28 protein-coding genes are annotated in these 20,598 nt (G+C 48.4%); 16 read left to right on the top strand and 12 right to left on the bottom strand.

From position 1 onward, the window contains the following. On the top strand, positions 1-947 hold a 947-nt coding region (locus USF70_RS15105), incomplete at its 5' end, for a hypothetical protein (RefSeq protein ID WP_320735756.1). Beyond that, entirely contained in the window at positions 937-1,584 is a 648-nt protein-coding gene (locus USF70_RS15100) for a hypothetical protein (protein ID WP_320735755.1), read from the top strand. The genes USF70_RS15105 and USF70_RS15100, both read left to right, overlap by 11 nt. Before the next feature lie 1,112 nt (positions 1,585-2,696). On the opposite strand, the gene USF70_RS15095 is transcribed toward USF70_RS15100, so the two are convergent. The 5 genes from USF70_RS15095 to USF70_RS15075 form a co-directional block, all read right to left on the bottom strand. Next, on the bottom strand, positions 2,697-3,635 hold the full coding sequence (locus USF70_RS15095) for a glycosyltransferase (protein ID WP_320735758.1): 939 nt from the start codon (positions 3,633-3,635) through the stop codon (positions 2,697-2,699). A 509-nt stretch (positions 3,636-4,144) separates the two neighbouring features. Then, entirely contained in the window at positions 4,145-4,579 is a 435-nt protein-coding gene (locus tag USF70_RS15090; protein ID WP_320735754.1) for a putative zinc ribbon protein, read from the bottom strand. A 51-nt stretch (positions 4,580-4,630) separates the two neighbouring features. Further along, positions 4,631-5,023, bottom strand: coding sequence for a putative zinc ribbon protein (locus tag USF70_RS15085; protein WP_320735753.1), 393 nt, complete (start codon positions 5,021-5,023; stop codon positions 4,631-4,633). Positions 5,024-5,141: 118 nt separating this feature from the next. Continuing rightward, positions 5,142-5,348 carry a helix-turn-helix transcriptional regulator gene (locus USF70_RS15080; protein WP_320735752.1) on the bottom strand — a complete coding sequence of 69 codons (207 nt, stop codon included), beginning with the start codon at positions 5,346-5,348 and terminating at the stop codon, positions 5,142-5,144. A gap of 85 nt (positions 5,349-5,433) precedes the next feature. After that, positions 5,434-6,030 (bottom strand): inovirus-type Gp2 protein, encoded by a 597-nt coding sequence (locus USF70_RS15075; protein WP_320735751.1) that lies wholly within the window; start codon positions 6,028-6,030, stop codon positions 5,434-5,436. A 240-nt stretch (positions 6,031-6,270) separates the two neighbouring features. Here USF70_RS15075 and USF70_RS15070 point away from each other — a divergent pair, with 240 nt between their 5' ends. The 12 genes from USF70_RS15070 (at position 6,271) to USF70_RS15015 (ending at position 13,815) form a co-directional block, all read left to right on the top strand. Beyond that, entirely contained in the window at positions 6,271-6,816 is a 546-nt protein-coding gene (locus tag USF70_RS15070) for a hypothetical protein (protein WP_020885365.1), read from the top strand. Positions 6,817-7,591: 775 nt separating this feature from the next. Further along, complete coding sequence (locus USF70_RS15065) at positions 7,592-8,533, top strand: hypothetical protein (RefSeq protein ID WP_320735750.1); 942 nt, start codon at positions 7,592-7,594, stop codon at positions 8,531-8,533. Between the two features lie 96 nt (positions 8,534-8,629). After that, positions 8,630-9,517, top strand: coding sequence for a GTPase family protein (locus tag USF70_RS15060; protein ID WP_320735749.1), 888 nt, complete (start codon positions 8,630-8,632; stop codon positions 9,515-9,517). A 212-nt stretch (positions 9,518-9,729) separates the two neighbouring features. Continuing rightward, on the top strand, positions 9,730-9,888 hold the full coding sequence (locus tag USF70_RS15055; protein ID WP_320735748.1) for a hypothetical protein: 159 nt from the start codon (positions 9,730-9,732) through the stop codon (positions 9,886-9,888). A 125-nt stretch (positions 9,889-10,013) separates the two neighbouring features. Beyond that, positions 10,014-10,478, top strand: a complete 465-nt coding sequence (locus tag USF70_RS15050) for a hypothetical protein (protein WP_320735747.1) — start codon at positions 10,014-10,016, stop codon at positions 10,476-10,478. 34 nt (positions 10,479-10,512) lie between these two features. Next, positions 10,513-10,854, top strand: a complete 342-nt coding sequence (locus USF70_RS15045) for a hypothetical protein (RefSeq protein ID WP_163363297.1) — start codon at positions 10,513-10,515, stop codon at positions 10,852-10,854. 91 nt (positions 10,855-10,945) lie between these two features. Continuing rightward, a complete protein-coding gene (locus USF70_RS15040) occupies positions 10,946-11,767 on the top strand; it encodes a DUF932 domain-containing protein (protein ID WP_320735746.1) in 822 nt (273 codons plus the stop codon). A gap of 30 nt (positions 11,768-11,797) precedes the next feature. Then, positions 11,798-12,241, top strand: coding sequence for an antirestriction protein (locus USF70_RS15035; RefSeq protein ID WP_320735745.1), 444 nt, complete (start codon positions 11,798-11,800; stop codon positions 12,239-12,241). A 12-nt stretch (positions 12,242-12,253) separates the two neighbouring features. After that, positions 12,254-12,796 carry a RadC family protein gene (gene radC / locus USF70_RS15030; protein ID WP_320735744.1) on the top strand — a complete coding sequence of 181 codons (543 nt, stop codon included), beginning with the start codon at positions 12,254-12,256 and terminating at the stop codon, positions 12,794-12,796. Beyond that, a complete protein-coding gene (locus USF70_RS15025; protein ID WP_320735743.1) occupies positions 12,793-13,014 on the top strand; it encodes a DUF987 domain-containing protein in 222 nt (73 codons plus the stop codon). Before radC ends, USF70_RS15025 begins: the two co-directional genes overlap by 4 nt. 25 nt (positions 13,015-13,039) lie before the next feature. Beyond that, positions 13,040-13,402 (top strand): type IV toxin-antitoxin system YeeU family antitoxin, encoded by a 363-nt coding sequence (locus tag USF70_RS15020; RefSeq protein WP_320735742.1) that lies wholly within the window; start codon positions 13,040-13,042, stop codon positions 13,400-13,402. A gap of 41 nt (positions 13,403-13,443) precedes the next feature. Further along, complete coding sequence (locus USF70_RS15015) at positions 13,444-13,815, top strand: TA system toxin CbtA family protein (protein ID WP_320735741.1); 372 nt, start codon at positions 13,444-13,446, stop codon at positions 13,813-13,815. Between the two features lie 302 nt (positions 13,816-14,117). On the opposite strand, the gene USF70_RS15010 is transcribed toward USF70_RS15015, so the two are convergent. After that, a complete protein-coding gene (locus tag USF70_RS15010) occupies positions 14,118-14,987 on the bottom strand; it encodes a phosphorothioated DNA-binding restriction endonuclease (protein WP_232938705.1) in 870 nt (289 codons plus the stop codon). A 302-nt stretch (positions 14,988-15,289) separates the two neighbouring features. On the opposite strand from USF70_RS15010, the gene USF70_RS15005 reads away from it, so the two are divergent. After that, complete coding sequence (locus tag USF70_RS15005; RefSeq protein WP_087823581.1) at positions 15,290-15,763, top strand: SymE family type I addiction module toxin; 474 nt, start codon at positions 15,290-15,292, stop codon at positions 15,761-15,763. A 79-nt stretch (positions 15,764-15,842) separates the two neighbouring features. Here the strand turns inward: USF70_RS15005 and USF70_RS15000 are convergent, their stop codons facing one another. The 5 genes from USF70_RS15000 to trpS form a co-directional block, all read right to left on the bottom strand. Next, positions 15,843-16,214, bottom strand: coding sequence for a hypothetical protein (locus tag USF70_RS15000; RefSeq protein WP_087823583.1), 372 nt, complete (start codon positions 16,212-16,214; stop codon positions 15,843-15,845). A 115-nt stretch (positions 16,215-16,329) separates the two neighbouring features. Continuing rightward, positions 16,330-16,809 carry an Hcp family type VI secretion system effector gene (locus USF70_RS14995; RefSeq protein ID WP_087823584.1) on the bottom strand — a complete coding sequence of 160 codons (480 nt, stop codon included), beginning with the start codon at positions 16,807-16,809 and terminating at the stop codon, positions 16,330-16,332. A 2-nt stretch (positions 16,810-16,811) separates the two neighbouring features. Beyond that, entirely contained in the window at positions 16,812-17,159 is a 348-nt protein-coding gene (locus USF70_RS14990; RefSeq protein ID WP_232938674.1) for a hypothetical protein, read from the bottom strand. Continuing rightward, positions 17,152-17,835: a hypothetical protein gene (locus USF70_RS14985; RefSeq protein ID WP_232938673.1), complete on the bottom strand. Its 684-nt coding sequence runs from the start codon at positions 17,833-17,835 to the stop codon at positions 17,152-17,154. Before USF70_RS14985 ends, USF70_RS14990 begins: the two co-directional genes overlap by 8 nt. A gap of 185 nt (positions 17,836-18,020) precedes the next feature. Further along, complete coding sequence (gene trpS / locus USF70_RS14980) at positions 18,021-19,022, bottom strand: tryptophan--tRNA ligase (RefSeq protein WP_232938672.1); 1,002 nt, start codon at positions 19,020-19,022, stop codon at positions 18,021-18,023. A 199-nt stretch (positions 19,023-19,221) separates the two neighbouring features. On the opposite strand from trpS, the gene fosA reads away from it, so the two are divergent. Beyond that, positions 19,222-19,647, top strand: coding sequence for a FosA/FosA2 family fosfomycin resistance glutathione transferase (fosA, locus tag USF70_RS14975; RefSeq protein WP_211438490.1), 426 nt, complete (start codon positions 19,222-19,224; stop codon positions 19,645-19,647). A 108-nt stretch (positions 19,648-19,755) separates the two neighbouring features. Here fosA and USF70_RS14970 read toward each other — a convergent pair whose 3' ends face one another. Next, positions 19,756-20,577 (bottom strand): alpha/beta fold hydrolase, encoded by an 822-nt coding sequence (locus tag USF70_RS14970; RefSeq protein WP_033144516.1) that lies wholly within the window; start codon positions 20,575-20,577, stop codon positions 19,756-19,758. Positions 20,578-20,598 lie beyond the last annotated feature (21 nt).

Raw genomic sequence — 20,598 nt, 5'->3', positions numbered from 1 at the left:
TAAATATTGATAAGCAAGGCCTCCATTGCAGCTCAAATAATAACTCTCATGATTTCTTTGAAAATTTCGCAGATAAGCTTTTTAGAAAGAGAATAAAAAATTCATCTATTATAAATAAGAATATTACACTTGAGAGTCTTTTGGGTAATTCAATATTAATTGACTCCCCTAAAGATGTACTTCCTGATGATAAACTGATGGAGAAGGTGAGAGAGTATTGTGATTCCAATACAATCAAAAGAGCGGAGAGGTTATTCGAACAAGACTATTCTCTTTTTGAAAGCTCAGTATCCAGGAAATTGAGAGGGACACTGATATTAAAAGATTCCTTTCAGCGTTATAAAGGAAATGCTTCGCCATTTATATTTTCTGGGTATTCACTAATAGTAAGATGTTCTGATGGAAACCCTCGACGACTATTACGATTGTTTAATTATCTTTTTTCAAAGAATATTGAATCTTGTACTGAACTTAAGCCTCTGTCAGACAAGGAACAAGGTGCGAAACTAAAAGAGTTTTCATACTCAGAGCTAGATGGTTTAAACCTAGAGGTGGGGGGAAAGAAAGCTTTCGATTTGTTTACAACAATTGGAAGGTTTTTAAAAGACAAACTTCATACAGACAAAATAAATACAGATACATACAACTCATTTTCATTCGATGTTGAAGATGATAACGTATGGAAGTATATAGAAACAGCTGTAGATCTAGGTTTAATTTACCCAGATTTTAGAGGGTTGGACAACGATAACAAGATGCCAAACAGGAAAGGTAGATTTTCCTTAGCCTTCTGTCTATCACCTCATTTTTACTTAATGCCAAGAAAAGGAAATTCAATCAAATTATCTGTGATAATGAACAATTCTTCTTATAGCCGATTTAAAGCTATAAATAAAAATAATGATGATGGACAATATAGTCTAGACTGGGAGGAGAATGATGAATAAATTACATGTAGATGACTTATCAATAGGCGAGCTAAGTCAGTCAAAATATGATATCGCACTATTTTCTTGTGGGTACGAAGAACGCTGTATTGATGTGGCGACACGATTGAATAAGGATAATATCGACAATGTGATTGTTTTAGCCTTTGACCAACATAAAGAAGATCCAGTCCGTATCGATAGTTTGAGTTATTTTTCAGAAAGCTGGAATGGCTTCAAATTGCTTGAGATTTCACAAAGGGAAATTTCTGAAATACAAAAAACACTAAGTGGAATAATTAACAAGGTTAATGTTGCGGAATTAAAAATACTAATTGACTATACTTCGATGTCTCGAGCTTGGTATGCAGCCATTTTAAATTACCTAGTCAATTTTTGTGAATTAAGAGTAACAATTGATTTGATATACGCAACTGCAGTGTATAGAAATTTAGATCTCAACGTTGAACTTGGTGAGTTAAGAATAATTCCAGGATGTGAAGGTATTTCATTAACTAAAAGACATAATGCAGCAATATTTATGTTGGGATTTGATAGATATGGTCCTCAACGTTTGTATAACTTATTAAACCCAAACAAATGCTTTGGTATCATGGCGGCACCAGCTGCAAGCTATGACTATGAAAATACTTGTTGAGAAAAAAATAAAGACTTTATTTTACACTACCTTGGTGGTGAGGATAAACTCATAAAATTGCCAATCAATAGTATTGCAACATGTTATGATAACATGTCACAGATGCTCTCTCCTCTTAGATCTGAATATAATGTTTCCATTATTCCGTTTGGACCGAAGCCACATATTTTAGCGGCGATTTTATGTAGCTTTAATTATCCTAATGTTACCTGTCTATACTCTGAATATATTCGGAATGAAACTACGAAAGTTGAATCCTCCGGTGATTTTGTAATATCTCGCTTGCATGTCAAAAAATATGAATAACTTATTTATTCTACTACATTTCTAGATGGTTTAGTTTGGGTGTAAGATGTTCTAAGCATCTCACCCAAGCGGACCACATGTTCTGACCTAACGATCAATAGCGTATGTGATGTCAGCTTCTGGCACGGAACGGACACGTTAACTGAGCTAAAAGTTCGCTGTGAGCGAAAGGGGGTCGAGTTATATCTCAATCCGCTACGGATTCGCTAATATGGATGCCCGCCTTGCTAGATATCCAGTAATTTTAATCTACATGTTACTGCAGATATCGAGGATTTATTGTAACGGCAGCGTATCATTCGCCTTCTATCAGTCTCAGAGTGTGGACGGTGAATTAGTTTAAATCGCCCAGATGTGTTTCGATTCACAGACACCAGTATGTGGCAGGATCCGCATAACAGCGGTCTGGCATGCTGAAATGAAACCGCATCAACAGCCACCCATTCCCCGTCAGCCATAATCACATATTCAGTGGGCCTGAATCGTATCGTCATCTTCTGCCACCTCCCGCCGCTAAAGGTGATGAATGCCTGTCTTCAGGAGGGGATGGACGCGGGCCGTCAATCGAGCAGGTATAGTTCTCCCGCTAGGTGGTTTCATCGATGCTGTAGACACCCGTGTTGCATACCGCACAGTGCTTCTCTCTCACATAATGACGCCTACACCAGGCGCAGTACCCGGCCTCAGGTATCACGCAGACTGGACTTAGAGATGTCTGTTAAACCCGTGGCGATTCAAAATGTTTTTTGGATTAATCAAGTTGCGCGTGTCTAGGTGATTCTATATGGCATTGTAACGGGTCGGTATTATTTGAGTTTAGCCACGAGTTTGATAAAGAAAAACACATCGCTAAAACTGCTGATGCCTCTGAATAAACTAGCGAACGAAATGCTTGTTTTGAAGCAGGTTTTCACTCCTGATTTATCCCAAACTCGATTCCGGTACAGCCCCAGAAAATGACGAGCCTCCACCAGCGCATGTCTGTAAAAAAATACCTTTATTTTTTTGTTTTGTTCCTGTCCCGCTAGCTGGATGATTTCGGCGATCACTTCAACATAGCTTATTGCACGAACATCGTAGTAATCCGGTCGGTGCGTGATAGAGGTCCTATTGCTGTTATAGATATAGTCCTTAACATCCAATATGCAGAGCTGGCCATTTCTCGCTGCAAGATGAACCGTCCAGATAATGTCTTTATGGCTCTTACCGGACTGGAAGTGCAGTGAGTGTTGTCTGATATAGGCTGACTTGACCATCTGCAACCACAGGTAATGTGGCCATTCACGGCGTGTAACGCACTGTCTAATCCACTCATGACCTGACAGGGTCGCCCCATATGGCTGCTTTCGGTGAACTGCTCTTCGATGTAGGTCAGCACTAGAATGCCAGCCATTAAAGATCATGACGTCGGCTTGCGACGCAGTAGCTGCTTGCCATCGTTTTTCAATGAACCCGTCTGCTATATCATCGTCAGCATCGAGGAAAATTACCCACTCTCCTTGATGCAAGGGTAGAGCAGCATTTCGGGCAGCATAGACACCTCGATTGGCCTGCTCAATCAGAATGAGTCGGTCATCATGGATTTGACGAAGAACGTTGGCTGTTCCATCAGTAGAACCGTCATCGACGATGATAAGTTCAATAGCCACGTGGGTTTCGCTGAGGATTTTATTAACCAGATTACCAATGGTCTCAACGGCGTTGTAAGCAGGGATAATGACACTAACGTCGATTTTATTCTTCATCACGAGTAACTATTTCCCTACATCGTCATCTTTAAGCCTTCTGATCGGGATAATCCGTCTTTCCCTGATTTCCTGGTCGATATCAAACAAGCACTCGTCGCAGAATTCTTTATCGAGTGAGAGCCATCGCTCAAGGACACTTCTTTTTTTGTTGCAACGTGCGCATCTCTTCATCTTTCCGCGTCTTTGCGACCTCGTAATTTGGGATACATGGAAAATGGGTGTAGCAAGCCTCGGCTAGATAACTAACCGTAATAAAAGGCTTTTCTGAGAGTAAGTTAAGACAAGGATAACCAGGCAGGGCGCATAATAGATAATCGTTTTGATAGATCAGTTTTTCGATATTGATCGTTGGCGCCGATCGATAAGAGGTGTGGTTATGCGACACTGTGCGTTTACTGTACTGTGAAGCTGAGTTCTGCCAGTCGTGGATAATGCGCCATCGCCTGTTGTAGGAATGCCTGTATGTCAGGCTTTCTCTCTGCATAACCTACGACGAGAATCCCCCCTTATTTCGCAAAGTTAACTGGTATCGTCAGGGTATCCAAGTCTTTCATTTCCGTGCTGTAGATATGCTGCCCGCACGCCGGGCAGCAGCGGATACCATAATATTCACGCTGGCAGAGTACGCAGAAGTAATCTCTGTCTGAAGGTGCTGTGACGGACACATCATCACGTTCCATCATTGCATTCACGGCCTGGTCAAAAGCGGATACCGGTTTATCCCGGGCAATGATTCGGTACGCACAATGCGTTAATCGGCGTTCGTCAGCGTCTTCCAGGTCATGTTCGAAATAACCGCCGCTGTCATGCGTCCAGTGCAGACGCAAGGGATTGCTGCAGGAACGGCAGAACCAGAGCCCCCTTGAACGCGGAGTCAGATCCCGGATGTAAGTGACTTCGCCCTCTTGGTTAAGGGCGGTACGAATTGTGCGAAATTGCATGGTGTGAATCCTGTGGTGATGTCTAGATGACAAGTAGCAGATAGCGCAGCCTCATTCTGCGCAACGCTCAGTAAAGTTGTCGCCAGTACGGCAACTCATGCAGTACCGTTCACCGTGGTAATCGCTGTCACACTCCGAACAGTGCCAGTCGGCCTTGCGCACTACCGGAAGGACATCCGGTACATAACGACGCAGCATGCTTATCCTTCGCACTTCCTTAGGCTCAGGGCGTACATAGGGACAATGGTGGCGTCCGTTCTCCGTCAGGTCTTCCCATGTGTGCTCAAACCATGGGAGGTTAGTACCCCATTCAGGGTGGAATACCAGAGCGCTACCGCAGAGGTGGCAGGTGTAGCGGTCGTAAGGGTGAAGCTGTGCAGTGACCGCGCCCGTGAGGCGCTGATTACCGTCAAGCGCGATAAAGGATTTGGCATAAATCGTCATAGTATTGGTCCTTTGCCATACGACCGCGCAGGCGTAAACCGTCCCAAGGAGGGCAGCAGTGCAGGTCATAGGACTGGTGGTGTTAAATCAGGTGGGAGATGTGGTTGCGTTCGAAAGATTACTGACGGGACTGTGCTATGCGTTGCTGTAGCCAGGCTTCCACTTCGCTTTCAAGCCAGCGGGAGCTTCTGCCCAGCTTAATTGGCTTTGGGAATTCACCGTCTTTAATGAGCTTGTAGAACCATTTGTCGGTTAAACCGGTGAGTTGTGTGATAAACGCCATATCGACGAACTTGTCGGTAAGAAGGCTGGCAGGTGTGGTCATCGTTTTTCTCCTTGAGGGAATGGGAGAAGGAGCCGGGTATGGGGAGTGCAGACTTCTTCAAACGATGAGGGACTGGAGTAATTTTTTATTCGCTGATGGCACACCTGCGACGTCTGCCACCCACCGCAGGAGCGGGAATGTCACTCAACTGGCAAACCACTTTCTCGCCCTTCTGGTCCTGCTTGCTCAGGTAGCTCAGAATGTACTGCATGCCCTTACGGCCTTTCATATCACTATGCGACGTCACCCGCTCTCCCTGCACTTTGTAATACTTCTGAGGCGTACAGCGGTAAGCACAGCCTTCCTCTCTTGTTATCTCACTCCAGAGGGTTTGCAGGGTTTTAAAGGTCGGCCATATTTTCCGATGCTTCTGACCGTTAAGATAAAACGCAGCGTGGATGTGATAGCCATGCTGTTCGGTATATTCAAGTACCCAGGTAAACCCGACAAGCCCTGTCATCGTGTTACACCGCTGGAGTAACAGAATCATATCTGCCGTCGTGGAATGTTTATCAGCGTGGCACCAGGCATCGCTGTCTACCCGGTAGTAGAAATCAACCCGGAACATGAGCAATTTGGAATAGCGTGCAAATAATTCTGAGAGATGATGACGCTGGTAACGTTGTAGCGTGCGGTGCTGGACGTAGTTAAGATTGGTATCGGTGATGTTGTGGTAAGCCATATGTCGTTTCCCGGTGAATACTTGTCACCGGAATGGACGCAGACTTCAGATTTGACGGAAGACCATTACTGGATAGCATCGATCATCAGCAATGGGGAAATGTGATGAGAGAGTGTGGGAAGATAGATTAATTGAAAATATCTCTTCTTTAGAAACAGTATTATTTACCTTAATTACAGCGTATGCCTGACCAACAACACGGCACCAAAGTCTCTGATTTATCGTAAGGAAACACCGTTTATGCGCCATTTTTTCACAACGTACCGGGACTCGATCCTCGCATCTGCGGGCATCATCATTGCCATTATCTCGCTTGCATTCGCTATCTGGCAGGGCAGAGAAGAAATCAGGCACAACCATATTTCTGTAGAGCCAAGGATAAATGCCTATTTCTCTAACGATGGTCGCAAAAATCAGTGGGGAATTTACGTCATCAATAACGGTATGGGAACGGCCTTTGTTAACGGGCTAACCGTTACGGTCAATGACAAACCCGTGGATGCCATTGATAACAATATCTTCGTGGGGGCCATTCAGGCACTGGGCCTTCACGCTGAATGTTTTGTGATTGGTGGCCCGCGTCCGAATGATTCCTTCAAGGTTGGAGAAGAAATATTTCTGGTTGAGGCAAGAGGGTTAGATAAAAACTGTGCTGAAGACCGACTACGACTGAAGTGGGCTTCACAAGATCCACACCAGCTGGACTTTGTGCTGGATACGGAATCCATCTACGGTGATAAATTTCGTTATACCTATTCTCAGAACCGTCAGGTAAAACTGGATTAACGGCTGGGAAAACATGAGTGCGGTCTGCCACTCACCGCCGGTGCCGGAACTGAGCTGACTCTGTAAATCCGGCGTTCTATCCGCTGCGATGGCTTATCCACAAAGCTCAGGATTCATTGCATGCCCTCCCGCCCTCTGTTGTCGGAAAAGTTCACCGGTTGTTCGCTTCTTACACGGTCGTGTCCTTTAGGCTCGCATACTCTTCTCCGTCCGCGATGCCCTTCCACAGGGGGGATGGACCCTCTGAAGCATCAGACCTCCCTGTATGACCATTGAGATAAAACGCTGCATGGATGTGGTAACGATGATCTTACCCGCATTCCAGCTCCCAGACGTAACCCACCAGCCCCGATACTGTCGTACATCGTTCCGTCAGCCAGGTCATATCGGCAACCTGTTGATTCACGTCACCTGATTAACATTACCGCGTATTCCCCAAAGCTGCCGTACAGGTGTTATGTGACGCAAAGCTTACCATTACATACAATAAATTCATGATTAATGCATATATAAATAACAAGTTTAAATGTATAATTCATTGTTTTATAAATAATATTAGTAACTATAGATTGCGTGATATCCGCATTGAATCACTCAAAAAGAATTATGAAAGACATATGTAAGCAAGCACCAAATTGCTTTAAAAACATGCTAAATCGGCAATGTATTAGTAAATTAAAAACATTAAAAATTGCGTATTAAATCGCTGTTTTCATGGTGAATTCCTTGTATGCTTGCCGTTGTAAATCATACATTTTTTATCAGAGGGAGCAGGATGAACAGGCATGTTGAAGTAAGCTCTATCAGAGAGGGCGTCTATATTTTGTGGTACCTCGGCTATACTGATCTAGCCAGCTTGTATGCATCAGGGAGTGAGAGAGAACTTCTCCGTTTCAATGGAGCCATTAACAGACTTATTGAGCAAATATTAACAGAAAATGATAAATCAGAGATTATTCGGAATTTTCTAGAAAACCAGGGAATGTACAGAAAGTACTGTGTTGATGAAACAATTGCATCCTGGTTCTCTCATGATGAAAAATCCAGTGTCTTTTTCTGGCTTTATCTTTTAAAAAAATTCAGAGATCAACAGCTTGGTGATGAGATCTTATTTCTTGCTGGCAACAGGTATCATGACAAAAAAATAGTATGTGATAAAAATAACTCAAAAATTACCGTTAATGAACTTCCAATCCGAACGCCAGATAATCCAAAGAAGTGTTTTATGGCTGGATTATATATTCTTGACCTGCTCAGCTTTTCACCTGACAAGTTGCAACGTACACTCGACGAAATAAAAATCGATTACTCGCATATAAGAGACCTCCGCCGAAAAGATTTCGCCTGGTTTACAGATACTGGGCCGGAAGATGTCAAATGGGTCTGGAAACAGTTTAATGGTCACCCGAACTTATTAAATAACATAAACAAGTGGGATCTTAGTGAGTCTCTTCTGTCTCAGGCTATACCATTACTTTACTACTTATGGGATGGTCGAGAAGACACGAAAGCTCTTTACCTTAATACATTGCGTAAGCGTTACGCAAATATGAAACATCGTAAGAAAGTTGCCGATAAGGCACCGGTTAATATTCGTATTTCTCCAGGTGCTAAAAATACGCTGGTCAAACTGGAGAAGCGTTTTAACCGTAACAGGGCTGATGTCATTGAATATTTGATAGAAAAAACCTGGGCTGAGCTGAATCAGAAAAACTAAAAAAATCTCAGTTATATATCACCTTACTGAATTCCCTCCCGTTTATATCTAACAGGCCATCCCCTCCGGATGGCCTTTTTTCATTCAGAGGCCGATATGAAACATCCCTCAGGCTATGCCCTTATCCGCCGCCATCTGCGGCGTTATCCGCACGCGCTGCGCCAGCATCTAATCCAGGAACTTAACCGTCTGGTCACTTATGAACCGGTGATTGGCATCATGGGTAAAACTGGTGTCGGCAAATCCTCGCTGTGTAACGCGCTGTTCCGCAGTGAAGTCTGTGCAGTCAATGCAGTGGAGGCCTGTACCCGCCAGCCACAGTGCGTACGGCTACGTTTCGGTAATCACTTCCTGACGCTCGTTGATTTACCCGGCGTGGGTGAAAGTTTTACCCGTGACGGTGAATACCGTGAGCTGTACCGGGACCTCATGCCGCAACTCGATATGGTGCTGTGGGTGCTCAAGGCCGATGACCGGGCTTATGCGGTAGAAGAGCAGTTTTATCGGGACGTGTTCGTGCAGTACAGCGGGCCGCAGCCGCCGGTGTTATGGGTGCTCAATCAGGTGGACAAAACCGAACCGGCGGAGCAGTGGAACTGGTTATCGGCTCAGCCCTCGGCGTTACAGGCTGAGCATATTGTACAGAAGCAGCAGGCTGTGGCTCGTCAGTTAGGGATTGCTGAGCAGGATATTCTGCCGGTCTCGGTGCGGGGGCGTTATCGCCTGTCACGTCTGGTGGAAGCGATGATTACCCGCCTCCCAAAGCAGGCCCGCAGCCCGCTGGTTCCCCACCTGCATAATGGGTATCACACCACCAGCGTCATCAGCACCGCCAGCAGCAGCTTTGGCGATGCCGTGGTGGAAGTGATTGATAAGATTATTGACCTGGCCCCGCTACCCCAGGTGGCTCGCAGTGCGCTGCAGGCTGTAACACACACTGTCGCCCGCGCAGCACGCTCCCTGTGGGGATTTTTCTTCGGCTAGTCACTTCGCTTTCGAAGAGTGGCCTTGCCGTTTTCGATAAGTTTCTTTGTTTCATTATGATCGAATTTGTCGATCGAGCCGATCGATATTCATCGTTGTACATGATTAATCCGGTAGCCACATAATCCACAGGGCATTATGTGATTTATTAATTTTAACTATCAAAATCAATGTGATATATCGCAGGAATTGTCACGCATTAAGGAAAGTATATGCCGTTAATTCTGTTATGGGGCGGTCTGGCCCTGTTGCTGGGTATCGTGGCTTCCGCTAACGGACGCTCGTTCTGGGGCTGGTTCATTCTCGGTCTGATAAGCGACCCGATACTGGCGGGGCTGCTGTACTGGCTTATTGCAAAGGACCGCACATGAAAACATTTCTGCGTCTGTTAGGTAAATTCACCCGCTGGTACATCACCCTCATTATCTTTATGGCCTGCCTGCTGTTCATTATCACCACTCTCGGTGGTATGGCGGGCTTCTGACAGGACACTCCAATGAAAAATAAACTGATAATTTCATTTTTACTGGCTTCAGTTCTGACGCCTTCTGTCTCGCATGCGTTTGGCAACCGTGATAGCTGGGTAAGTGGCTATGCGCAGGGAACCTCTGAATACACCATCCTCGGTAAAGGGCAGTCACAACTTTACCTGGCCTGCGACAGTTCCGGCTCACAGCCAGCGACCATTATCTTCACTGACGTGAACGGCCATCAGGTCAGGATGGACAGTGGCCAGACACTGTCCATGAGAATTGATAACGCTGAAGAAGTGAATATCAGCGAAAGCGAGTCTCATGTGGGGTCTGACAATGTGATGTGGGCCTGGAACAAATTACGCTCCGGCAAACGTGTTGTGGTTTCAGGTAGCGGGGTTAAACCTGCCACGTTCACTTTAGCGGGGGCTGATGCCGTCCTTCCTGCGTTCGGTGACAACGGCTGCGTGCCCGGATTTGCACTGTAGTTCTGCCTCACTCTTACAGGTTAAAGGACATTTAATGAAGAAAATCATCACAGTCGCAGCACTCTGTCTGCTGTCATTTTCTTCGCTTGCCGCTTCTTCACCGGTCAGCGTCAGTGTTAGTCCCGGAAGCTACAGCCACTACTCATCGATTCGGATTACATCAAAAGTCGATTCGGTTGTGATTAAACAACTCATTGTCAACCGGGGAAACTGCCAGGATGCAGAATTCGCCAGCCCGTGGAAACCGGTACGCCTGGGATTTGGCGGTGCTGTATCCCATGAATTTACCGGCAAGGGGCTGATGGTTCCCTGTAATGTACTGGAAGTGGTGGTCCAGACAAGCGAAGGCGCATGGCAGTTTGATTTTGACAGCTGACACCGCGCGCTTTTCCACCTTTCTTTTCTATCTGAACGCCCTGCTCAAACGAGCAGGGCGTTTTCTTTTGCCTCTTTTAAAGGAATTACTCATGAGATTAGCCAGCCGCTTTGGCCGTATAAACCAGATACGCCGTGACCGTCCTCTGACCCACGAAGAGCTGATGAGTCATGTTCCCAGTGTATTCGGGAGTGACAAACATGAATCGCGTTCAGACCGTTACACCTACATTCCGACCATCACCATCCTCGAAAGCCTGCAGCGCGAGGGTTTTCAGCCGTTCTTTGCCTGCCAGACAAAGGTTCGGGACCAGAGTAAACGGGAGCACACCAAACACATGCTTCGCCTGCGTCGTGCCGGTCAACTGACCGGCCATCAGGTGCCGGAAATCATTCTACTTAATAGCCATGACGGCTCATCAAGCTACCAGATGCTGCCGGGGCTGTTTCGTGGTGTCTGTACCAACGGTCTGGTCTGTGGTCAGTCATTCGGAGAAGTGCGTGTACCGCATAAAGGTAATGTCGTCGAGAAGGTGATTGAAGGGGCTTACGAAGTGCTTGGGGTCTTTGACCGGGTGGATGAGAAACGCGATGCAATGCAGTCTCTGGCGCTACCTTTACCCGCCCATCACGCACTGGCGAATGCTGCACTGAAGTATCGATTTGGTGAGGACCACCAGCCGGTCACGGTATCGCAGTTGCTGACTCCGCGTCGTCGGGAGGACTACAGCGATGACCTGTGGACCGTTTACCAGCGCGTGCAGGAGAACCTGATGAAAGGTGGTCTGTCAGGGCGAACCGCTCAGGGGAAAAGCAGCCGCACCCGTGCCGTTACCGGCATTGACGGCGATGTGAAGCTCAACCGCGCTCTTTGGGTGATGGCAGAAAATATGCTCGAGTTTTTCGGGCGTTAAACAACCGTTCCGGCATAAGGAGATAGTTTAATGAATACACAAAACCTTGAGTTTGCTGAGCAGGCAGCAATTACGGCCTCAGTGGTCCCTGACGAGTTACGCATCGGCTTCTGGCCGCAGCACTTTGGCTCTATCCCACAATGGATAACCCTTGAGCCCCGAATCTTTGCCTGGATGGACCGCCTGTGTACTGATTATCACGGGGGGATCTGGAATTATTCGACGCTGAGTAACGGTGGCGCTTTTATGGCTCCCGAGTCAGAGCAAGAGGAGAAGTGGACATTGTTCAACAGTATGAATGGCAACGGCGCAGAGCTTACCAGTGAAGCTGCAGGGATAGTCGCCTGTCTGATGGTATACAGCCATCATGCCTGCCGTATCGAGTGTGACGCGATGACAGAACACTATTATCGCTTACGAGACTTCGCGCTAAACCATCCAGAGTGCAGTGCCATTATGTATCTAATCGACTGAGGAATACCTGACATGAATACCGTATTATGCCCGGAGTCTTCACAGCGTGAACTCTTTCCGCTGACGGTTATGCCTAGGCAGGGTTGCCTGCTTCCCGCGACATCCGGATTGACACCTTATGCCCAACAGACCATCCGCCGCGCTATCAATCTGCTGGATAAATATCTGCGCCAGCCCGGCATATCCTTTACCTCAAGCACTGCTGCCCGTGACTGGCTTCGGTTACAGCTGGCCGGACAAGAACGGGAAGTGTTTATGGTGCTCTATCTCGATAACCAGCACTGTTTACTGGAGAGCGAAACGCTGTTTGCCGGTTCGATTAACCATGTCCAGGTCCATCCCCGTGAGGTAGTGAAGTCAGCGCTTCGCTTCAATGCTGCCGCTGTCGTACTGGCGCATAACCATCCATCCGGTGACCCGAAGCCCAGTCAATGCGATCGCAACATTACGGGCAGGCTTAAAGAAGCGCTAGCACTGGTTGATGTGAACACGCTCGATCATCTGGTCATCGGTTCAGAGGGCATTGTGTCGTTCGCAGAGCGAGGCTGGATATGAAAATCATCAGCAAACGCCAGGCAATGATCCTGTACCGGCAACATCCTGGCTCCCGACTGTTTCGCTTCAGTACGGGCAAATATAAATGGTCAGGCAGTATCTGCCATTATGCTGGCCGCGAGGTGGAGGACATATGCGGCGTTCTGGCCGTGTTTGCTGAACGTCGTCAGGACCGCAATGGTCCCTATGTCATTCTTCGAAGCGTTACTCTCAATTAATCCTTCCCTTTAATCAGGAACAATAATGAACAATCACTCAGAATCTGGTGACAAGCCGGAGAATCCAGCCTGCCAGCAGTGGGGACTAAAGCGCACGATCACCCCCTGTTTTGGCGCTCGTCTTGTGCAGGAAGGCAACCGGGTGCATTTTCTCGCTGACCGGGCAGGATTCAACGGTGCTTTCAGCGACGATGACGCGCTACACCTGGATCAGGCCTTTCCGTTGATACTCAAGCAACTGGAGCTGATGCTCAACAGCGGAGAACTCTCTCCCCGGCATGGGCACTGCGTCATGCTATATCACAATGGACTGACTTGCGAAGCCGATACACTCGGCTCCTGTGGTTATGTCTACATTGCTATCTATCCTGAGCAGACTGAGCCGTAGTAACTCACCGCTTATCCCCTTAACTTCATAGAGTAAACCTCATGCAAACCATATCATCACACCCGACACGGGCGGCTCAGCCCTGCCTTTCACCCGTTGAAATCTGGCAGTTGCTGCTGACTCATCTGTTATCGCAGCACTATGGCCTGACGCTGAATGACACACCGTTCAGTGATGAAGCCACCATCCAGGAACATATTGATGCAGGAATATCGCTTAGCGATGCGGTGAACTTTCTTGTCGAAAAATATGAACTGGTAAGAATTGACCGCGATGGTTGCTTTGTCATGGAGAAGTCACCGTTTATCACCAGTATCGATATTCTACGTGCCCGGAAAGCCTCCGGTCTGATGAAACGCAACAGTCACAAAACTTTTACCAGGGTAACGGCAGGTCAATATCAGGAGCTATAAGCTATGGGAAGTCAATTAATGTTGATATCGACAACATTGATACAATGCTGTCCAATGTAGGGAAGGTTACCAGTAGCTAGATGATGAGGCGTTCGCTAATTCTAAAAAGCCAACTCCTCATCTTTATCTGTAACATCTACTCATGGACGGGCGATTTTTGCTCACTTGGTTTTGCCCTGATTCGAGTCCCAAACCCAATGAATTTATGTGTTGGTATCTGCGTTGGTATGTCGCTAACAAATTTATTTTTATTGTTTAAAAATTAAGGTGTTAATTGTTATGTGCGAGTCCGGCCTTCGCACTCATTCTCTAAATACCTCCCTCCGATGCCACTCCACAAACCCCTCCCTTGGATAATTCCCTTTCATCATCGGCAACGCAATCTGCTTCCCGACAAAATCCCAGAACAACCGCCCAACAATCCCATTCCCATTCACCGCCTCAGACACGAGCACCCGCATACTCTCATCCAGCCCAATCGATCCCTTATCAAACGCCTTATGATGAATCGCACACAGCGCCAGCCCGTTCGGAATCTCACACGGCCCGCCAAACTGCTTCCACTTAATATGCGCAGCTTCAAGTCCAACGGAGGCGTTATCATGCCGCATGTTGAATCCGCAGATAGCACATTCATAGTTATAAGCACGCAGCACCTGCTGGCGGAACAGCGGATCGCGAACTTTACGGATCTGCTGGATATCAAACCCCATCTCATCCGCGATCTCTTCCTGAATGCTTTCAGGAAAATGCGCTTCAAGGATCTGCTGAGCCAGCGAGCCTATCAGGTTTTTGTTCTTATTCAGCAGCGCAAAGTGTTCTTCATCAAACCCGCCTGCGACGTTATGTTCCACAAGTTCTTTAACGGGTGGCTGCTTACTGCCAGTGGTCGAACAGAACTCAGTGTTCTGAAGATCCCAAAAACCGTCCCCTTTGAGCCGCCAGAAGGGCATATTCGGGTAATGCGCCTTCCTCTGTGGGCCAAAGCGTTCTAGCAGGCTAAGCAACTGTTCGTGGACCTCAGTACCGTAATCAAACAGTCGCGCATGCCCCTGCTGATAGTTCGCCAGCACGTACAGAATCAATAGAGGCTTATGCGGCGCACGCTGTTCGCCTTTGCGCCAGATGGTGATGTCGGCAATTGCCTGTTCGAGAGTTTTGCTGGAAGCCATCGCGTTAAGGAAGAAGGTAAATAATTCCGATGATGCTCGCAAAACTCAGACCAATCAACCTGCAACTAACAAAAACATGACCTTACCGCACACAACACTATTTCCTGAATCCCCCTCGCAAATTCCAAATTTACCCAACGCCAAACCGCTGTATTTATATTCAGCCCTGTATAATAAGCACCAGAAATTACGCCAAACGGCGAAAGGAATTATCAAAGAATATTTAAAGATAGAATTCGCGATATGAAGGTGCTGCAACACCCCCATACCGCTAACCACAACCAACTATAAGGGAGTTGAAAATGGCTGCGACGAATTTTAAGCCAGAGTTTACTGTTTGCAAAACAGAATCAGACGCTTTCACCGGCATGATTGAAAACCGCGAGCTGGTACGCAAAAACAGCGCCCGCCGCCTTCACGGAAACCAAACCAACGCGGCACCCGTCCATCCCCGCGCTGAAACGCCTCAGGACAGTGCAGCCTGCTGCGAACTCTATGCACGCATAGACATTAAATACCTTCTTCTGGGCGGCGACTGGTTAACCCGCGCGGGCTTTATCGACGGCATGCCGGTGAAAATCCGCGCCATGAAAGACTGCATCGTGATTACGCCACAGCATACAAGAGAATTATGGGGTTGCCTGGAAGGTATGAGCGTGGTGAATATCAATAAACAGAAAGTCGCGCAGTGGCTGAAGACGTTTCCGGGGGCGTTAAATGATACAGGCGATATACCGGCTGTTAAGCGTGGAACAGGCCAGGCGATGTCGGAGTAACCGTGCTTCCCACCTTACGTAATCCTTGAAGCAATAAAACGATACGGGCATGTCATCCCATGCCCGTTTTAAGTAAAAATCAATCGTGCTTAACCTGCTCTTTCACCGCGTTAACCAGCGCAGCGTGAAGTTCGCCGACGGTTAAATCACATATAACAGGTTCGGGTAGGCCACGTACCCAGCGGCTAAATCGACAGATGCCAAAAAAGTCTATGCCTTCACCCGTAAACAGATACTCATTCTCCGCGAGAGAGAACGTTTTCCTGTAGCCATCTTCTTCCGTAGCAAGCTGAACGCCAAACGCTTCTTCGCAGTCTTCCAGTAGGTCTTCCCCGTCGATACCGCAAATATGCAAATCGGCCTCAATCAACGTATTGCTATCGATAGGTTTACGATGCTCACCTGAGGAGTTTCGAACAACCTCAATGACTTGAGAGAGAGTGGGTTCCATAATGATGCTCTCCTTTAAAGCGGTAGAAATAATCGCTAGCGCTTCCCGGCGGTGCTCCGCTTGGTCGGACCGGCAGGCACAACGTTACCTCGGCCCGAGAAATGTTAAAGTCGGTTCAGGCTATCGCCATATGATTCCAGGCATCTCTGTAAACTATATTTCCGTCACAGTGTTTCCAGGTGATTGCCTCATATCTTAGCTCGATCGTCTCTGTATGTGTTCCTGTTCCAGAACCCGGGAACAGATTGGGCGTGATACCCGTGATTTTTACATTCTCCAGAATAATGTTGAAATATTCTCTCTCGATTCCTGCATCATCAATTTGATACATTTTGATCGTAGCCGATTTTAGCGTTTGGTTTTCACACAGTGCCTTAATGAGAACCGGTGTTGTTTTATCAAACTCTTTCTGAACGGCAATCGGTGTATGTACACGGGTACCTGTTAGTCGGCCTGTATTTCCACTCACAGGAATGGTGAGGTGATGAGCGACCGCCTTTAATTCAATAGCGCCTAACCTACCGGACACCATGGAACCTCCTGGGACTGGTGAGCCATTAGCATCGGTTAACCAAAGATATGCTGGATTTGACATGATTATTCCTCATCTATTTTTACAAAAGAAGGTAGGTGCAACATCGCCACGACCCATATGAACAAGCCAATAATTTTCAGCGGCCATGGTTCAAGGACAGCTATACAAGCAAATGCACCGATGATCAGTAAGGGGCCTGATAACACATCCAGGAACCCGCCAAAAATATGTATCTTTCCTGGCAGTAATTTATTCATTACTAATGAAATAAGGTAAGCGCTTATGGTAATGATGCAAAAGGCGATTGTTTTATCATGCCAGGTTTCGAATTCAACCCAGCTAAGGGTATAGGCTAAAACTAAATATGAGCAAAGAAGCAGGTTTATAATTGGGATGATAAACTTATTCATACACACCTGCCGTAGTGTGTGTATTTAGTTTTTCATTAACTTTCTTCATGATCTGATTAAATACAGGTTTTCCTTCTGAATAACCTGCATGGATAGCATCTACAAAGGGTTGGACGGCATCAGCGAACAGAAAATAAAGTAGGTCATAGTCTCTGTGTCTCAGAAGTTCATATACCTCCGGTGCATCTGATTTGAGTCTGTCAGATGTTCTAATTGATCGTTCAGCCATTCCCCCAAACAAAAGGAGTGTGCTCAGTGCCGTGATTGGGTTGCCTTTCCCTTTAAAAACAACAAACGTAAAAGACGTTCTTTCAATAACATGTTTCGCGATAGTTGATGCAATAATATTTGTTGATATTCTACCTGCAATTGAAGTTATTACAGTTCTGTATAATTTATCCTGCTCCGCTTCAGTTAAATATCTATTGAATTCTTTAAATATAATTTTTACAGCGTTGACTATGTTCTCATAATTCAAGATGCCGTGTTTTATGGCAGTGAACATTCGAATTCGTTGAGTTTCACGAGCATATCTTGTATCCGTGTCAAAGATACCATAAACCAGATATCCATAATCTAACGGTACAGATAGCCCTCCATTTATAAGCCCAGTAACTGTATCAGGAGAAGCGATTATGTTGCATAACCTTCGGGCTATATCTTCTACATCAGCCATAGTATCCCTTTAAATGTATTATAAAGGATAATATCAATGTGATATTTATGCGATTAAAGCAATTTATTTTATCTAAACGATAGATTAAGAATTATTAACGGCATTAATATTATCTAAATGAGATAATACGCGGCTTCATGCCTATCCCACACACTCCGCCGCCCAACCTCAATCAACTCACCTCATCAAAACACCGGCACCCCCAGCCCAACCTTCACCTCCCTCAACGTCGCCTGCGTCACCCCCTGTGCTCGTTCCGTTCCGCGCTTCAGCATCGCCATCAGCTCCCCCTTATCCCGCATGTACATCGCCCTCCGCTCCCGCATCGGCGCAATCAGCTCCTGCAGGCACGCCTCCAGCTCGTTCTTGCACGCCCGGTCGCCCAGCCCGCCCGCCTGATAGTGCGCCTTCATCGCCGCCACTTTCTCCCTGTCCGGATGAAACGCGTCGAGGTACGTAAACACCACGTTCCCCTCAATCTGCCCCGGGTCGCTCACCTTCAGGTGGTTCGGGTCGGTGTACATGGCGCTCACCGCACGGTGAATGGTCTCTTCGCTGGCCGAAAGGTGCAGCGTGTTGCCGAGCGATTTCGACATCTTGGCGCTGCCGTCGATGCCGGGCAGGCGGCTGGTGTCGCTCAGCATCGCCTTGCAGTGGCGCAGCACCGGCGCGGGCAGCAGGCTGTTCATCTTGTGCACAATCTCGTTGGTCTGCTCAATCATCGGCAGCTGGTCGTCGCCGACGGGCACGCACTCAGCTTTGAACGCGGTGATGTCCGCCGCCTGGCTGATGGGGTAGGCCATAAACCCGACCGGCAGCGAGCGGGCGAAGCCCTTCTGCGCAATCTCGTTTTTCACCGTCGGGTTACGCTCCACGCGGGCGACGGTCACGATGTTCATATACAGCATCGTCAGCTCGGCGAGGGCGGGCAGGGCGGACTGCAGGCAGATCGTGGTCAGGTTCGGGTCGATGCCGGCGGCGAGGTAGTCGGCCAGCACTTCGGGGATGTTGTCGCGGATCTTCTGCGGGTTGCTGCCGTTGTCGGTCAGCCCCTGCAGGTCGGCAATCAGCACAAACTGGCTGTGCGTCTGCTGGAGCGCCACGCGCTGGCGCAGCGATCCGACGAAGTGGCCGAGGTGCAGCGGGCCGGTTGGGCGGTCGCCGGTGAGGATGGTGGGTGCGTTCATAAAGACTCCTTAATGTGCAGTTGCCGAAAGGGGTCTTAGAAATGTGAAAGCCGCCTTTCGGCGGCTATCTGAAAATGGGGAAAACTACTCCGAGCCGCCTTTAAGAAGGCAGCCACCAGCTGTTTACGGTGAGCATGGCGTGGTTTATGTTCATGCTTTTACCGTATCACGTCCGGCGAGAAAAACAAAAGGGCACGTCATGCTGCAATCACTCAACCACCTGACCCTCGCGGTCAGCGACCTGCAAAAAAGCGTCACCTTCTGGCACGAGCTGCTGGGGCTTGCGCTGCACGCCCGCTGGAATACCGGGGCCTATCTCACCTGCGGCGATCTGTGGGTCTGCCTGTCGTACGACGAGGCTCGCGAATATGTGCCGCCGCAGGAGAGCGACTACACCCACTACGCGTTTACCGTGGCGGAAGAGGCTTTTGAACCTTTCTCGCAAAGGCTTGTGCAGGCGGGCGTCACCGTCTGGAAGCAGAACAAAAGCGAGGGGGCATCGTTCTATTTTCTCGACCCGGACGGGCACAAGCTGGAGCTGCACGTGGGCAGCCTCGCCGCGCGGCTGGCGGCGTGTCGGGAGAAGCCCTACGCGGGCATGGTGTTTACCTCAGACGAGGCTTGAGCCGCGCACCTTCAGCCTGCAGGTCCTGTCTCAGCAATCATTGGCTACGTGACGCTGGCGGAGCGAAAGCGCCGGGTGGCGGCTGCGCCTTACCCGGCCTGGAAAAAATTACAGCGACTTCACAAACGCCAGCAGATCTTCGTTAAGCTGGTCCTGGTGGGTCAGCGCGAAGCCGTGCGGCGCGTTGTCGTACACCTTCAGCGTGGCGTTTTTGATCATCTCCGCCGCCAGCTTGCCGGTGCTTTCAAACGGTACGATCTGGTCGTTGCTGCCGTGGATCACCAGCGTCGGCACGTCGATTTTCGCCATATCCGGGCGGAAGTCCGTTTCGCCGAACGCGGTCACGCAGTCGATGGTACCCTTCAGCGACGCCAGCAGGGCGATGTTCAGCGTCTGGGTCAGGGCACCGGCAGAGACGGTCTGCCCGGCGTTGATGCCGTAGAACGGCGTCGCGAAGTCGCTGATGAACTGGGCGCGATCTTTACGCAGTCCGTCGCGAATGCCGTCGAACACGCTCTGATCCACACCCTGCGGGAAGGAGTCGGATTTACCGAAGATCGGCGTCACCGCGCCCAGCAGCGCCAGACCGGCCACGCGCGCGCTGCCGTAGTTGTTGATGTAGCGGGTTACGTCGCCGCCGCCCATGGAGAATCCCACCAGCGTCACGTCCTGCAGGTCCAGGGTGGTGATCAGGTCGTTAATGTCGGACGCAAAGGTATCGTAATCGTAGCCGTTCCACGGCTGATCCGAGCGGCCAAAGCCGCGACGGTCAAAGGCGATGGCGCGGAAGCCGCGCTCGGCCAGGTAGTTCAGCTGGCTGTCCCACATGTCGCCGTCCAGCGGCCAGCCGTGGCTGAAGAGAACCGGTTTGCCCGCGCCGCCGTCCTTGTAGTAAATCTGCGTGCCGTCTTTTGCCTTAAACGTTGCCATAGTGTGTTCCTGTGCAGGTGA

The sequence above is a fragment of the Enterobacter sp. 237C8 genome, from assembly GCF_034106865.1.
GTDB classification, from domain to species: Bacteria; Pseudomonadota; Gammaproteobacteria; order Enterobacterales; family Enterobacteriaceae; genus Enterobacter; species Enterobacter asburiae_B.
This window is presented reverse-complemented; position numbering and strand designations above follow the sequence as displayed.

Bases quoted from the DNA above. Each gene is read 5' to 3' on its own strand.
- USF70_RS15055 (WP_320735748.1), top strand. From the start codon at position 9,730: ATGCCGTTAATTCTGTTATGGGGCGGTCTGGCCCTGTTGCTGGGTATC.
- fosA (WP_211438490.1), top strand. From the start codon at position 19,222: ATGCTGCAATCACTCAACCACCTGACCCTCGCGGTCAGCGACCTGCAA.
- USF70_RS14985 (WP_232938673.1), bottom strand. From the start codon at position 17,835: ATGGCTGATGTAGAAGATATAGCCCGAAGGTTATGCAACATAATCGCT.
- USF70_RS15000 (WP_087823583.1), bottom strand. From the start codon at position 16,214: ATGGAACCCACTCTCTCTCAAGTCATTGAGGTTGTTCGAAACTCCTCA.
- USF70_RS15100 (WP_320735755.1), top strand. From the start codon at position 937: ATGATGAATAAATTACATGTAGATGACTTATCAATAGGCGAGCTAAGT.
- USF70_RS15040 (WP_320735746.1), top strand. From the start codon at position 10,946: ATGAGATTAGCCAGCCGCTTTGGCCGTATAAACCAGATACGCCGTGAC.
- trpS (WP_232938672.1), bottom strand. From the start codon at position 19,022: ATGAACGCACCCACCATCCTCACCGGCGACCGCCCAACCGGCCCGCTG.
- USF70_RS15080 (WP_320735752.1), bottom strand. From the start codon at position 5,348: ATGACCACACCTGCCAGCCTTCTTACCGACAAGTTCGTCGATATGGCG.
- USF70_RS15025 (WP_320735743.1), top strand. From the start codon at position 12,793: ATGAAAATCATCAGCAAACGCCAGGCAATGATCCTGTACCGGCAACAT.
- USF70_RS15060 (WP_320735749.1), top strand. From the start codon at position 8,630: ATGAAACATCCCTCAGGCTATGCCCTTATCCGCCGCCATCTGCGGCGT.
- USF70_RS15085 (WP_320735753.1), bottom strand. From the start codon at position 5,023: ATGACGATTTATGCCAAATCCTTTATCGCGCTTGACGGTAATCAGCGC.
- USF70_RS15035 (WP_320735745.1), top strand. From the start codon at position 11,798: ATGAATACACAAAACCTTGAGTTTGCTGAGCAGGCAGCAATTACGGCC.
- USF70_RS15075 (WP_320735751.1), bottom strand. From the start codon at position 6,030: ATGGCTTACCACAACATCACCGATACCAATCTTAACTACGTCCAGCAC.
- USF70_RS15045 (WP_163363297.1), top strand. From the start codon at position 10,513: ATGAAGAAAATCATCACAGTCGCAGCACTCTGTCTGCTGTCATTTTCT.
- USF70_RS14990 (WP_232938674.1), bottom strand. From the start codon at position 17,159: ATGAATAAGTTTATCATCCCAATTATAAACCTGCTTCTTTGCTCATAT.
- USF70_RS15050 (WP_320735747.1), top strand. From the start codon at position 10,014: ATGAAAAATAAACTGATAATTTCATTTTTACTGGCTTCAGTTCTGACG.
- USF70_RS15090 (WP_320735754.1), bottom strand. From the start codon at position 4,579: ATGCAATTTCGCACAATTCGTACCGCCCTTAACCAAGAGGGCGAAGTC.
- radC (WP_320735744.1), top strand. From the start codon at position 12,254: ATGAATACCGTATTATGCCCGGAGTCTTCACAGCGTGAACTCTTTCCG.
- USF70_RS15095 (WP_320735758.1), bottom strand. From the start codon at position 3,635: ATGAAGAATAAAATCGACGTTAGTGTCATTATCCCTGCTTACAACGCC.
- USF70_RS15020 (WP_320735742.1), top strand. From the start codon at position 13,040: ATGAACAATCACTCAGAATCTGGTGACAAGCCGGAGAATCCAGCCTGC.
- USF70_RS15065 (WP_320735750.1), top strand. From the start codon at position 7,592: ATGAACAGGCATGTTGAAGTAAGCTCTATCAGAGAGGGCGTCTATATT.
- USF70_RS14995 (WP_087823584.1), bottom strand. From the start codon at position 16,809: ATGTCAAATCCAGCATATCTTTGGTTAACCGATGCTAATGGCTCACCA.
- USF70_RS15015 (WP_320735741.1), top strand. From the start codon at position 13,444: ATGCAAACCATATCATCACACCCGACACGGGCGGCTCAGCCCTGCCTT.
- USF70_RS15070 (WP_020885365.1), top strand. From the start codon at position 6,271: ATGCGCCATTTTTTCACAACGTACCGGGACTCGATCCTCGCATCTGCG.
- USF70_RS15010 (WP_232938705.1), bottom strand. From the start codon at position 14,987: ATGGCTTCCAGCAAAACTCTCGAACAGGCAATTGCCGACATCACCATC.
- USF70_RS14970 (WP_033144516.1), bottom strand. From the start codon at position 20,577: ATGGCAACGTTTAAGGCAAAAGACGGCACGCAGATTTACTACAAGGAC.
- USF70_RS15005 (WP_087823581.1), top strand. From the start codon at position 15,290: ATGGCTGCGACGAATTTTAAGCCAGAGTTTACTGTTTGCAAAACAGAA.